This window comes from Inquilinus limosus MP06, from assembly GCF_000767795.1.
In the GTDB taxonomy this organism is placed as follows: domain Bacteria; phylum Pseudomonadota; class Alphaproteobacteria; order DSM-16000; family Inquilinaceae; genus Inquilinus; species Inquilinus limosus_E.
Genome location: NZ_JANX01000134.1, coordinates 1 through 12494, shown reverse-complemented (window position 1 = coordinate 12494; position 12494 = coordinate 1). Strand labels below are relative to the sequence as shown.

Annotated in this window: 11 protein-coding genes; 7 read left to right on the top strand and 4 right to left on the bottom strand. The window is 68.7% G+C overall.

Features of this window, described 5'->3' with window-relative positions:
* Positions 1 to 118 precede the first annotated feature (118 nt).
* The 3 genes from P409_RS13010 to P409_RS13000 all read right to left on the bottom strand — a co-directional run bounded on the left by P409_RS13010 (position 119) and on the right by P409_RS13000 (position 3243).
* On the bottom strand, positions 119 to 1288 hold the full coding sequence (locus P409_RS13010; RefSeq protein ID WP_034836796.1) for a dihydrodipicolinate synthase family protein: 1170 nt from the start codon (positions 1286 to 1288) through the stop codon (positions 119 to 121).
* A gap of 3 nt (positions 1289 to 1291) precedes the next feature.
* Positions 1292 to 2443 carry a Gfo/Idh/MocA family protein gene (locus P409_RS13005; protein ID WP_034836792.1) on the bottom strand — a complete coding sequence of 384 codons (1152 nt, stop codon included), beginning with the start codon at positions 2441 to 2443 and terminating at the stop codon, positions 1292 to 1294.
* Between the two features lie 119 nt (positions 2444 to 2562).
* Positions 2563 to 3243, bottom strand: coding sequence for a TetR/AcrR family transcriptional regulator (locus P409_RS13000; protein ID WP_081991476.1), 681 nt, complete (start codon positions 3241 to 3243; stop codon positions 2563 to 2565).
* Positions 3244 to 3719: 476 nt separating this feature from the next.
* Between P409_RS13000 and P409_RS12995 the strand changes: the two genes are divergently transcribed.
* From P409_RS12995 to P409_RS12965, 7 genes are all read left to right on the top strand, one after another.
* On the top strand, positions 3720 to 5009 hold the full coding sequence (locus P409_RS12995) for an ABC transporter substrate-binding protein (RefSeq protein WP_034836789.1): 1290 nt from the start codon (positions 3720 to 3722) through the stop codon (positions 5007 to 5009).
* 5 nt (positions 5010 to 5014) lie between these two features.
* A complete protein-coding gene (locus P409_RS12990; RefSeq protein WP_034836785.1) occupies positions 5015 to 5947 on the top strand; it encodes a carbohydrate ABC transporter permease in 933 nt (310 codons plus the stop codon).
* Complete coding sequence (locus tag P409_RS12985; protein WP_034836781.1) at positions 5940 to 6800, top strand: carbohydrate ABC transporter permease; 861 nt, start codon at positions 5940 to 5942, stop codon at positions 6798 to 6800. The genes P409_RS12990 and P409_RS12985 overlap by 8 nt, the downstream gene beginning before the upstream one ends.
* Before the next feature lie 14 nt (positions 6801 to 6814).
* On the top strand, positions 6815 to 7822 hold the full coding sequence (locus tag P409_RS12980) for a Gfo/Idh/MocA family protein (RefSeq protein WP_034836777.1): 1008 nt from the start codon (positions 6815 to 6817) through the stop codon (positions 7820 to 7822).
* Positions 7823 to 7824: 2 nt separating this feature from the next.
* Positions 7825 to 8907, top strand: a complete 1083-nt coding sequence (locus P409_RS12975) for a Gfo/Idh/MocA family protein (protein WP_034836773.1) — start codon at positions 7825 to 7827, stop codon at positions 8905 to 8907.
* Positions 8904 to 10307: a glucuronate isomerase gene (gene uxaC, locus P409_RS12970; protein ID WP_034836770.1), complete on the top strand. Its 1404-nt coding sequence runs from the start codon at positions 8904 to 8906 to the stop codon at positions 10305 to 10307. Before P409_RS12975 ends, uxaC begins: the two co-directional genes overlap by 4 nt.
* A 199-nt stretch (positions 10308 to 10506) precedes the next feature.
* Positions 10507 to 11538, top strand: coding sequence for an AI-2E family transporter (locus P409_RS12965; protein WP_034836801.1), 1032 nt, complete (start codon positions 10507 to 10509; stop codon positions 11536 to 11538).
* Positions 11539 to 11631: 93 nt separating this feature from the next.
* On the opposite strand, the gene P409_RS12960 is transcribed toward P409_RS12965, so the two are convergent.
* Complete coding sequence (locus tag P409_RS12960; RefSeq protein WP_034836767.1) at positions 11632 to 12231, bottom strand: DUF5666 domain-containing protein; 600 nt, start codon at positions 12229 to 12231, stop codon at positions 11632 to 11634.
* Between the last annotated feature and the right edge of the window lie 263 nt (positions 12232 to 12494).

The window sequence follows — 12494 nt, the reverse complement described above, 5'->3', positions numbered from 1 at the left end:
TGCCGCAGGAGCGGTGCCCCCGGTTCGAAAGAGCGGCATTGCCGTCGGCAACCCCCTCCCCCTGTCCCCTCCCGCAAGGGGAGGGGGAGGATGAAAGGGGCTGCCTGCGGCGGCAGTCTCATTCCACCCCGCCCAGCGCCAGGACCTTGCGCATCCGGTGGACCGCCAGGTCGGGGTCGCGCAGCACGCGGGCGGCGTCGGCCAGGCGGAACAGCTCGGCCAGATGCGGCAGCGACCGGGTGCTCTGCTGGCCGCCGATCATCAGGAAGTGGTCCTGCAGGCCATTGAGATAGGCCAGGAACACGACGCCCGTCTTGTAGAAGCGGGTCGGCGCCTTGAAGATGTGCCGGCTCAGCGGCACGGTCGGCGCCAGGATGTCGTGGAACCCGGCCTCGTCGCCTGCGGTCAGCCGCGCCAGCCCGGCCGAGGCGGCGGGGGCGATGGCGTCGAAGATGCCCAGCAGCGCGTCGGAATAGCCCTGCTCGTCGCCGGCGATCAGCTCGGCGTAGTTGAAGTCGTCGCCGGTGTACATGCGCACGCCCGCCGGCAGCCGGCGGCGCATCGCGATCTCCTTCTCCTTCGACAGCAGCGAGATCTTGATGCCGTCGACCTTGGCGGCGCTGTCGCGGATCACGGCCAGGCAGGTGTCCATCGCCCGGTCGTGGTCGGCGTCGCCCCAATAGCCGGCCAGGGCCGGGTCGAACATCTCGCCCAGCCAGTGCAGGATCACCGGCTGCTTCACCTGGGACAGGATCCGGCCGTAGACGCGGACATAGTCGTCCGGCCCCTTGGCCGCGGCGGCCAGCGCCCGGCTGGCCATCAGGATCACCCTTCCGCCCAGCCCCTCCACCGCCTCGATCTGCTGTTCATAGGCGGCAATCACGTCGGCGATGGTGACGCCGGGACCCGGCGGCAGGTGGTCGGTGCCGGCGCCGCAGGCGATCACCGCGCCCGGCCGCTCCTTCGCCCCGGCCAGGGCCCGGCCGATCAGCGCCTTGGCGGTCGGCCAGTCCAGGCCCATGCCGCGCTGGGCGGTGTCCATCGCCTCGGCCACGCCGAGGCCGAGATCCCACAGATAGTGGCGGAAGGCGATGGTGCGGTCCCAGTCGACCGCGGCGTCCAGCCAGGGATCGTTGTCGGCCAGCGGGTCGGCCACGACATGCGCCGCGGCATAGGCGACCCGGCTGAAGGCCGGGGCGCTGCCCGGCGCCGGCATCGGCAGTGGCGCGTTGCGGATGCTGTAGCTCTCCAGGCCGCCGCCATTGCGGGGAAGGGTGATGGCGGCCATGGCTCAGCGCTCCAGCGCCGGCAGGTCGACCCAGCGCCGCTCGGCCCAGCTCTGCAGCCCGGCCTCGGCCAGCTGCACGCCCTTGGCGCCCTCCCACAGGGTGAACTTCCAGGGCGTGCCGGCGACAACGTGGCGGATGAAATCCTCCCACTGCACCTTGAAGCCGTTGTCGTGGACGACGTTGTCCGGCACCTCTTCCCACTGGTCGAGGAACTTCATGGTCTGCGGCTGGTCCGGGTTCCACACCGGCCGCGGCGTGTTCACCCGGTGCTGGGTGAAGCAGCGGGTCAGCCCGGCCACGGCCGAGCCATGAGTGCCGTCGACCTGGAAGGTCACCAGGTCGTCGCGCCGCACCCGCACCGCCCAGGAGGAGTTGATGTGGGCGATCACCCCGCCCTCGAGCTGGAAGGTGGCGTAGGCGGCGTCGTCGGCGTCAGCGGCGTAGCGCTTGCCGTTCTCGTCCACCCGCTCCGGGATATGGGTGGCGCCGAGGCAGCTGACCGACTTCACCTCGCCGAACAGGTTGTCCAGCACGTAGCGCCAGTGGCACAGCATATCCAGGATGATGCCGCCGCCATCGCCCTTGCGGTAGTTCCAGCTGGGCCGCTGCGCCGGCTGCCAGTCGCCCTCGAACACCCAATAGCCGAACTCGCCGCGCACTGCGAAGATGCGGCCGAAGAAGCCGGAATCGCGCAGCATACGGATCTTCTGCAGCCCGGGCAGGAACAGCTTGTCCTGGACCACGCCGTGGCGGATGCCGCGAGCATCGGCGTGGCGGGCCAGCTTCGTCGCCACATCCAGGGTCTCGGAGATCGGCTTCTCGCAATAGACATGCTTGCCGGCGTCGATGGCGCGGGTCAGCAGCTCCGCCCGCATCTGGGTCGACCCGGCGTCGAAGAACAGCGTGTCGTCGCGGTTGGCCAGCGCCTGGTCCAGATTGTCGCTCCAGCGCGCGATGCCGTGGCGCTTGGCCAGCTGCTCGACCTTCTCGGCATTGCGGCCGACCAGGATCGGGTCGGGCATCATCCGGTCGCCATTCGGCAGCAGCACGCCGCCCTGGTCGCGGATGGCGCAGATCGAGCGCACCAGATGCTGGTTGTAGCCCATGCGACCGGTGACGCCGTGCATGATGAGCCCGAGGCGCTGGGTGGCCATGCTTCCCTCCCTTGCGGCGCGGGCGGAATTCCCGGCCATGATTGTAACCAACTGGTTACTAGCGGACCACGGAACGGCCCTGCGCGTCAAGAGGCCGCGGTTGCCGATCGGGGCAAGGGTCAGGGGCGCAGGGACGCCAGGATCATCTGGGCGATGTGCTCGCCCCATTCGGCCAGCGCCTTGGGCTCGGTCAGCTCGCGCCGGAAGATGGTCGACAGGGTGTAGCGATTCGACAGGTAGAAGGCGCCCAGCGAGGCGATGCTGACATAGACCTTCACCGGGTCGGCATCGGCCCGGAACACGCCCTTGGCCGCGCCGCGCTTGAGCAGGTCGGAGATCACGGCGACCAGCGGCGAATGCAGGTCGAAGATGCGGGCCGAGCGCTTCAGGTGCCTGGCCTTCATCAGGTTCTCGGTCTGCAGCAGGCTCAGGAATTCCGGGTGCTCGATGAAGTAGCGCCAGGTGAACAGCGCCAGCTCGCGGATGCCGTCGACCGGGTCGTGGTCGGCCAGGTGCAGCTTGCTCTCGGCCGAGCGGATGGCGACATAGGCGCCTTCCAGCACCGCCAGGTACAAGGCCTCCTTGTCGCCGAAATAGTGGTACAGCATGCGCTTGTTGGCGCCGGCGCGCTTGGCGATTTCGTTGATGCGCGCGCCGCTGTACCCTTTCTCCATGAATTCCTTCACCGCGGCGGCGAGGATCGCCGCGCTGGTGCGTTCCGGGTCGCGCACGGCCTTGGTGGCGGTGCGTTTCGGCGTATCTTTCGTCGGGGCGTCGATGGTCTCGTCGCTGATGCTCACGTCTGGGCGGCCTCGATCAGGGCCGGGGGCGACGCAGCGCCGCCGCCGGGGTTCGTGTTGACAGCCATCATGGCATCGATCTAGCTTGTAACCAACTGGTTATAACATCGTCTCGCCGGCCTTCGGTCGAAGGCCTGCCTCAGGCACCAACCGACCACCGCTTGCAGCGCCGCGCCGACCGACGGGGCGGGGCAACAGGAGGAACGCGATGACGCCGCTGCGGTTGACCCGCAGGCACGCCCTGGAGGTCGGGACCGGCGTCGCCGGTCTCGCCGCTTCCGGGTTGGGCCGTCCCGCGGGGGCGGGGATCGCATCGCGCAAGGCCTTCCGAGAGACCGGAACCATTCCCTTCATCAAAGGCAGCAGCGGGCCGCCGCCGGGAGGCGGTTAGGGCGCCATGCCCGGCCGCGGCTGACGCAGGGACAACGACCAGCGCCTTCGGGGAGAAGGGGCGCGAACCAGAGGAGGAACACGAGATGGCGACGCTGATCACGAACCGCAGGCAGGTGCTGAAGGCGGGGGCCGCGCTCGGCGCGCTGGCCGCCTCCGGCCTTTCGATGCCGGCGCTGGCCCAGGACACGCGGCTGCGCATGTTCTGGTGGGGCTCGAAGGAGCGGGCCGACCGCACCAACGCGGTCAACAAGCTGTACGAGGCCGGGCACAGCGGCATCGGCATCAACGGCGAGACGCTGGGCTGGCCCGACTACTGGCCGCGCCTGGCCACCCAGACCGCGGGCCGCAACGCCCCCGACCTGATCCAGATGGACTACCGCTACATCGTCGAATACGCGCGGCGCGGGGCGCTGCTGCCATTCGACGAGTTCATGCCGTCGATCCTGAAGATCGAGGATTTCGGCAAGGACGCGATCGATTGCGGCCGGGTCGACGGCAAGCTGTACGGCGTCAATCTCGGCAACAACTCGACCGCCTGGGTCTACGACGCCGAGACCATCAAGCAGCTCGGCCTCGAGGAGCCGCAATGGGACTGGAGCTGGACGCAGTGGGGTGAGTGGTCCGGCCGCGTCGCCCAGAAGAAGCCGGGCTACTGGGGCATGCAGGATGCCGGCGGCGTCGAGCCGTCGCTCGACTGCTGGACCCGCCAGCGCGGCAAGTCGCTGTACACGGCCGAGGGCCGGCTGGGCTTCGACGCCAAGGACATGGAGGATTGGTTCGGTTTCTGGCACGGGCTGCGCAAGCAGGGCGCCGTGCCGCCGGCCGACGTCCAGGCGCTGGACAAGAACGCGCCGGAGAGCAGCATGCTGGCGCTGGGCAAGGCCGCGGCGATCAGCACCAACTCGAACCAGCTCGTGGCGCATCAGGCGCTGGTCAAGACCAAGCTGAACATGACCATGCAGCCCAGCGGCGGGCCGGGCGCCAAGCCGGGCCAGTACCTGAAGCCGTCGATGCTGTGGAGCATCAGCGCCCGCAGCAAGGTCGCCGAGGAGGCGGTGCGCGTGGTCAACTACTACGTGACCGATCCGGAGGCGGGGAAGGTGCTGGGCGTCGAGCGCGGGGTCCCGGCCTCGAAGGCGCTGCGCGACGTGGTGGGGCCGACGCTCGACGCGCAGAACAGGATCGCGCTCGACTACATCTCCTTCATCACCGACAAGGTCGGCCCCCTGCCGCCCTCGGCGCCCAAGGGCGCGGGCGAGATCGCCTTCCTGCAGAAGCGGGTGAACGAGCTGATCTCGTTCGAGCAGGCGTCGGTGGCAGACGGCGCCAAGCAGTTCGTCGACGAAGCCAACAGCATTCTCGATCGCGGGTGACGCCAATGACCATCGCGGTGCAGGCCTCGGGCAGGGCGGAACGGGCGCGGAGGGGGCGGCGGATCACATCCCGCACCCTCTCGGGCTACATGTTCCTCACGCCGTGGCTGATCGGGTTCATCGGCCTGACCGCCGGGCCGATCCTGGTCTCGCTCTACCTGTCCTTCACCGATTTCGACCTGCTGCAGGACCCGCGCTGGATCGGGGCGGCGAACTACGTCCGGATCGCCACGGCCGATCCGAAGTTCCTGTCCTCGATGAAGGTCACCTTCCTGTTCGTGCTGTTCGCGGTGCCCTTGAAGCTGGCCTTCGCCCTGGGCGTGGCGATGCTGCTGAACAAGGGCATCGCCGGCCTGCCGGTGTACCGCGCGCTGTTCTACCTGCCGTCGCTGCTGGGCGCGAGCGTCGCCATCGCCGTGCTGTGGCGGCAGCTCTTCGCCGGCAACGGGCTGATCAACCAGGCGCTGGCGATCTTCGGCATCCAGGGGCCCAGCTGGATCTCCAACCCCAGCTACGCGCTGTCGACGCTGGTGATCCTCAGCGTCTGGCAGTTCGGGTCGCCGATGATCATCTTCCTCGCCGGCCTGCGGCAGATCCCGCGCGACCTGTATGAGGCGGCGTCGATCGACGGGGCGAAGCGCTGGCACCAGTTCTGGCGCATCACCCTGCCGCTCCTGACCCCGGTGGTGTTCTTCAACGCGGTGATCCAGACGATCGAGGCGTTCAAGGCCTTCACCCCGGCCTTCATCATCAGCGAGGGCACGGGCGGGCCGATCGACTCGACCCTGTTCTACACGCTGTACCTGTACCAGGAGGCCTTCAGCAATTTCCGCATGGGCTACGCCTCGGCGCTGGCCTGGGTGCTGGTCGTGATCATCGCGCTGTTCACCGCCTTCTCCTTCCTCTCGGCGCGCTACTGGGTGCATTACGATGAGTGACGTCGCCCTAGGCCAGATCCGCCGCCCGCTGTCGCGGTCGCTGCTGATCCACATCGCGCTGTGCGCCTGCTCGCTGGCGATGCTGTATCCGCTGCTGTGGATGCTCGCCAGCTCGTTCAAGGACGACAGCCAGATCTTCTCCTCGGCCTCGCTGTGGCCGGAGAGCTTCAGCCTTGACGCCTATGTCCGGGGTTGGAGCGGGCTGGACATCAGCTTCGGCCAGTTCTTCTGGAACTCGGCAGTGATCTCGGGGCTGTCGGTGGTCGGCAACGTCTTCGCCTGCTCGCTGACCGCCTTCGCCTTCGCCCGGCTGCGCTTCCCCGGCCGCGGCTTCTGGTTCGCGCTGATGCTGGGCACGCTGATGCTGCCCTACCACGTGACCCTGATCCCGCAATACGTGCTGTTCCTGAACCTGGACTGGGTCGACACCTTCCTGCCGCTGGTGGTGCCGAAATACCTGGCCTCCGACGCCTTCTTCATCTTCCTGATGGTGCAGTTCTTCCGCGGCATCCCGCGCGAGCTGGACGAGGCGGCGATGATGGATGGCTGCAGTCCGTGGAAGATCTACTGGAAGATCATCCTGCCGCTGTCGAAGCCGGTGCTGGCCACCGCGGCGATCTTCTCCTTCATCTGGACCTGGGACGATTTCTTCGCGCCCTTGATCTACCTGAACGACATGGGTTCCTACACGGTCCAGCTCGGCCTCAGGAACTTCGTCGATTCCACCGGCAAGTCGGACTGGAGCGCGCTGTTCGCCATGTCCGTCCTGACCCTGCTGCCGGTGTTCTTCTTCTTCCTGTTCTTCCAGCGCCTTCTGATCGAGGGCGTCGCCACCACCGGCATGAAACGCTGATCCGGGACTAGGGAATGACCATCCGCTTCGCCGCCATCGGCATCAACCACAACCACATCTTCGGGCAGGTCGACGCGCTGCTCGGCGCGGGGGGCGAGTTCGTCGCCTTCCACGCGCCGGAGGACGACCTCGCCGGCCCGTTCCAGGCCCGCTACCCGCAGGCCAGGCGCGTCGCCGACCCGCGCGCCATCCTGGACGACCCGTCGATCAGGCTGGTGACCTCGGCCGGCATCCCGGCCGACCGGGCGCCGCTCGGCATCGCCGTGATGCGGGCCGGCAAGGACTACCTCTCCGACAAGCCGGGCATGACCACGCTGGAGCAGCTGGCCGAGGTGCGGCGGGTGCAGGCCGAGACCGGGCAGATCTACTCGATCTGCTACTCCGAGCATTTCCAGACCCGGTCGACGGTGAAGGCGGGCGAACTGGTGCAGGCCGGCGCGATCGGCAAGGTGATCAACACCGTCGGCCTCGGGCCGCACCGGCTGAACGCCAAGACCCGACCGGACTGGTTCTTCAAGCGGGCGCGCTATGGCGGCATCCTGACCGACATCGCCTCGCACCAGTTCGAGCAGTTCCTGTTCTTCGCCGGCACGCTCGATGTCGAGGTGGTGTCGGCCGCGGTCGCCAACCGGGCGAACAAGGAGACGCCGGAGCTGCAGGATTTCGGCGAGGCGCTGCTGCGCAGCCCGGACGCCACCGGCTATATCCGGATCGATTGGTTCACGCCGGACGGGCTGCCGACCTGGGGCGACGGGCGGCTGGCCATCCTCGGCACCGAGGGCTATATCGAGCTGCGGAAATATGTCGACCCGACCGGGCAGGACGGCACCGACCATCTGATTCTGGTCGACCGCAAGGGCATGCAGCGGATCGACTGCAGCCAGGTCGAGCTGCCCTTCGGCCGGCAGCTGGTGGCCGATGTGCTGGAGCGGACGGAGACGGCGATGACCCAGGCGCATTGCTTCAAGGCGATGGAGTTGGCCCTGCAGGCGCAGGCGCTGGCCGAAGGCGGGAGGGCCTGACCATGGCGATCCATAACGTGGCCGTGATCGGCCTCGGCGTCGGCCGCGGCCACATCGCCGAAGGCTATGCCGCCCATCCGGACAAGTTCCGGGTCGAGGCGATCTGCGACCTGAACCCGGAGCGGCTGACCGAGATCGGCGACGAGTTCGGCATTCCGGTCCGCACCACCAGCTTCGACGAGATCCTGCGCATGCGGGAGATCGAGGTGATCGACATCTGCACTCCGCCCACAGTGCATATCGGCCAGATCCTGGCAGCGCTGGAGGCCGGCAAGCAGGTGATCTGCGAGAAGCCGCTGGTCGGGTCGCTGGCGGATCTCGACCGGGTGGTGCAGGCCGAGGCGGCGGCACCCGGCCGGGTGATGCCGATCTTCCAGTACCGCTATGGCGACGGGCTGCAGCAGGCCCGGCGCATCGTCGAGGCCGGCATCGCCGGCAAGCCCTATCTGGCGACGGTAGAGACGCACTGGAACCGCGGCGCGAAGTACTACTCCGTGCCCTGGCGCGGCCGGCTGGATACCGAGTTGGGCGGTGTGCTGCTGACCCATGCCATCCATTCGCACGACATCATGACCTGGATGCTGGGGCCCGTGGCTTCGGTCTACTGCCGCACCGCGACCCGGGTGAACCCGATCGAGGTCGAGGACTGCGCCGTGGCCAGCGTGGTGATGCAGAACGGGGCGCTGGTGTCGCTCGCCGCCACCCTCGGCTCGCAGGCCGAGATCAGCCGGCTGCGCTTCTGCTTCGAGAACGTGACCTTCGAGAGCGGCCTCAAGCCCTACGCCCCCGGTGACGGGCCGTGGCAGATCATCCCGGCCTCGCCGGAGATCCAGCAGCGGATCGACGGCGCCCTGGCGGATTGGCAGCCGGTGCCGTCGCGCTTCGCCGGCCAGCTCGGCGCCTACCACGCGGCGCTGGAGAGCGGCGGGCCCCTGCCGGTGACGCTGGATGACGCGCGCCGGTCGCTGGAGCTGGCGACGGCCTTGTTCCATTCTGCGGAGGCCGGCGTCGCGATCGAGCTTCCGATCGGCCGGGACCACCCGAAATACGCCGATTGGCGTCCGCAGCCTAAGGCCGTGGCATGAGCCTGCATCCCGACCGCCTGTTCTCGCCGGACCCGACCCAGCGTGACATCGCCCGGCGCCTCTATGCCGAGGTCGCCGGGCTGCCGCTGATCAGCCCGCACGGCCACACCGACCCTTCCTGGTACGCCAGGAACGAGGCGTTCCCGGACCCGGCGGCGCTGCTGATCATCCCGGACCACTACATCTTCCGCATGCTCTACAGCCAGGGCGTGCGGCTGGAGGATCTCGGGGTGCCGCGCCGCGACGGCGGGCCGGTGGAAACCGACCCGCGGGCGATCTGGCGCCGCTTCGCCGAGCATTGGCACCTGTTCCGCGGCACCCCGACGAGGATGTGGCTGGACCACACCTTCGAGACGCTGTTCGGGGTGGAGGAGCGGCTGACCCCGGCCAGCGCCGACCGGATCTACGACCGCATCGCCGACCGGCTGACCCGGCCGGAGTTCCGGCCGCGGGCGCTGTTCGAGCGCTTCCATCTCGAGGTCATCGCCACCACGGAATCGCCGCTCGACCCGCTCGACCACCACCGCGCCATCCGCGACAGCGGCTGGCGGGGCCGGGTGGTCACCGCCTTCCGGCCCGACCCGGTGGTGGATCCGGAGTTCGACGGCTTCCGCGAGGGGCTGCAGACACTCGGCGAGATCACCGGCGAGGACACCCATTCCTGGCGCGGCTACCTGGCCGCGCTGCAGCAGCGCCGCGGCTTCTCCAAGCAGATGGGCGCGACCTCGACCGACCACGGCCACCCGACCGCGGCGACGGCCGATCTCGACCCGGTGCCGGCGGTGACGTTGTTCGAAAAGATCGTCTCCGGCCGGTTCGAGCCGCAGGACGCCGAGCTGTTCCGCGCCCAGATGCTGACCGAGATGGCGCGGATGAGCCTGGAGGACGGGCTGGTGATGCAGATCCATCCCGGCTCCTTCCGCAACCACAACCCGACGCTGCAGCGGGAGTTCGGCCGCGACAAGGGCGCCGACATCCCGACCCGCACCGACTATGTCCGCGCCCTGAAGCCGCTGCTCGACCGCTTCGGCAACGAGCGCGACCTGTCGGTGATCCTGTTCACGCTGGACGAGAGCACCTATGCGCGCGAGCTGGCGCCGCTGGCCGGGCACTACCCGACCCTGCGGCTCGGCCCGCCCTGGTGGTTCTTCGACAGCCCGGAGGGGATGCTGCGCTTCCGCGAGCTGGCGACCGAGACGGCCGGCTTCTACAACACGGTCGGCTTCAACGACGACACCCGCGCCTTCCCGTCGATTCCGGCGCGGCACGATGTGGCCCGCCGCATCGACTGCCGCTACCTGGCCCAGCTGGTGGCCGAGCACCGGCTGGAGGAGGACGAGGCGGTGGAGGTGGCGATCGACCTCGCCTACCGCCTGCCCAAAGCCGCGTACAAGCTGTAGGGGGCGGCAGGCAGAAGCCAGGCGCCGGGCCTTGCCAGGCCCGGCGTCTCGTCATCGCCGCCATCATGTCGCCAAGGGTTTGATTGACATTTGGCCGGTTAGGGTCCGGAGTCGGGCTCGTAACGCTGCGCGCGGTCCGTCGAGAACAGGCTTTGAGATCATGAATTTCCAACCCGGCCGAAGCGAGGAGAGCGCGGCCGTGGTCCCTGCGGCTCCCGGCCCGTCCGTGCGGGAGCGCCGCATCGAGATCTCGGCGCAGATCCTGGCCGGCCTGGCCCTGCTCGGCACCCTCTGGTTCGGGCTGCTCGCCGCGCTGCTGGCAGGTCTGCTGATCCACGAGCTGGTGCATGCGGTGGCGCCGGCGTTCCGGCGCTTCGGCTTCCTGCCGAATATCGGCCGCATCATCGCTCTCGGCCTGCTGACCGCAGCGATCAGCGTGGCCCTGATCTTCGGCGCGATCGAGCTGATCTCGTTTCTCAGCGACCGGCCGCAGGGCCTGGTCGCGGTGATGCGGAAGATGGCCGAGGCGGTAGAGCAGGCCAGCCAGCAGCTGCCGCCCTGGATCGTCGCCTATATCCCGAACAGCGGCCAGGACCTCGACACCATGATTGCGCAGTCGCTGCGCGACCATGCGCGGGAGCTGCTGCGGATCACCACGGATGTCGGCCGCATCCTGGTCCACATCATCATCGGGCTGGTGATCGGCGGCATGATCGCCATCGCCGACCTGACCGAAAAGCCGGGACGCGGGCCGCTGGCCCGGGCGCTGGGGGAGCGGGCACGGCTGCTGGCCCTGTCTTTCCGCCGCGTCGTCTTCGCCCAGGTGCGGATCTCCGCCCTCAACACGGTGCTGACCGCGATCTACCTGGTCGGCGTCCTGCCGGCCTTCGGCATCCACCTGCCGCTGACCAAGACCATGATCGTGGTCACCTTCGTGGTCGGGCTGCTGCCGGTGATCGGCAACCTGATCTCGAACACCGTGATCGTGGTGATCAGCCTCAGCCTATCGGTCTATGTCGCCGCGGCGTCGCTGGCCTTCCTGGTGATCATCCACAAGCTGGAATACTTCATCAACGCCAAGATCGTCGGCACCCAGATCCATGCCCGGGCCTGGGAGATCCTGATCGCGATGCTGCTGATGGAGGCGGCGTTCGGCGTGCCGGGGGTGATCGCGGCCCCGGTGTTCTACGCCTATCTGAAAGTCGAGCTGGGACGCAGCAAGCTGATCTGACGCCGATCAGACCGGTCTCTCGCAGAAGAACCGCCATTGCGAGGAGGCGAAGCCGACAAAGCAATGACGGCTTTTTAGCCCCGCCGATCTGCCCTACATCGGCGGCACCAGCCCGTCCTTGCCGACCTGGACCGCGTGCGAGACCAGCGACCCGTCATCGGCCTTGACCGCGCTGACGATGACATGGGCGCCCTTGACCAGCTGGTCGCGGCTGCCCGGCTCATAGGTGATCACCGGCACGTCGGGCGGCACCACCAGCTTGGTCTCGACGCCCTGGTAGCGCATCGTCACCACCCGCCCGTCGGTGCCGGTGACGTCGCCGGCGGTGGCGTTGGTCATGGTGCTGCCCGGCTTCAGGTCGAAGGGGTGCTGGCCTTCGCCGACGCCGCGCATGCTCTCCGGGAACACCTGCACCTCCAGCGCCTGCAGGCTGCCATCCGCCTGCGGCATGGCGGCGCTGCCGATATAGGTGCCGGGCTTGATGTCGCGGATGTCGGCCGGGGCGATGGTCCGCACCGTGGCGTCATCGGCCACGGTCACGGTCGCGGTCGTGCCGCCGCGGGCGGCGATGGTCATCACCGGCCCGTCCATCGCCTCGATGGTGCCGCGGATGCGCTGCTGGGTCTGGGCCATCGCCGGCAGGGCCGACAGGACCCCGAACAGGGCCAGGCCCACAATCGCGCTGCGCTTCATGATGCTGTCCTCGCTGGAGCGTCGACGTCCCCCGACACCCGTACGGCCCGATCGCGCCGGCGGTTACATGAATTCTGTCCGCGGCCAGGGTCAGGGGCGCGCGTCAGGACGGCGGGGCGGCCTTCCATTCCCGCCGCGCCAGCGCCACCAGCAGCGCGTCGTCGACGCCGTCGGCCGCCGGCAGGCCCTCGGCGCGGCGGAAGGCCTCGGCCGCCGCCCGGACCACGCCCTCTCCGGTGCCGCCGGCAGCGGCATAGCCGAGC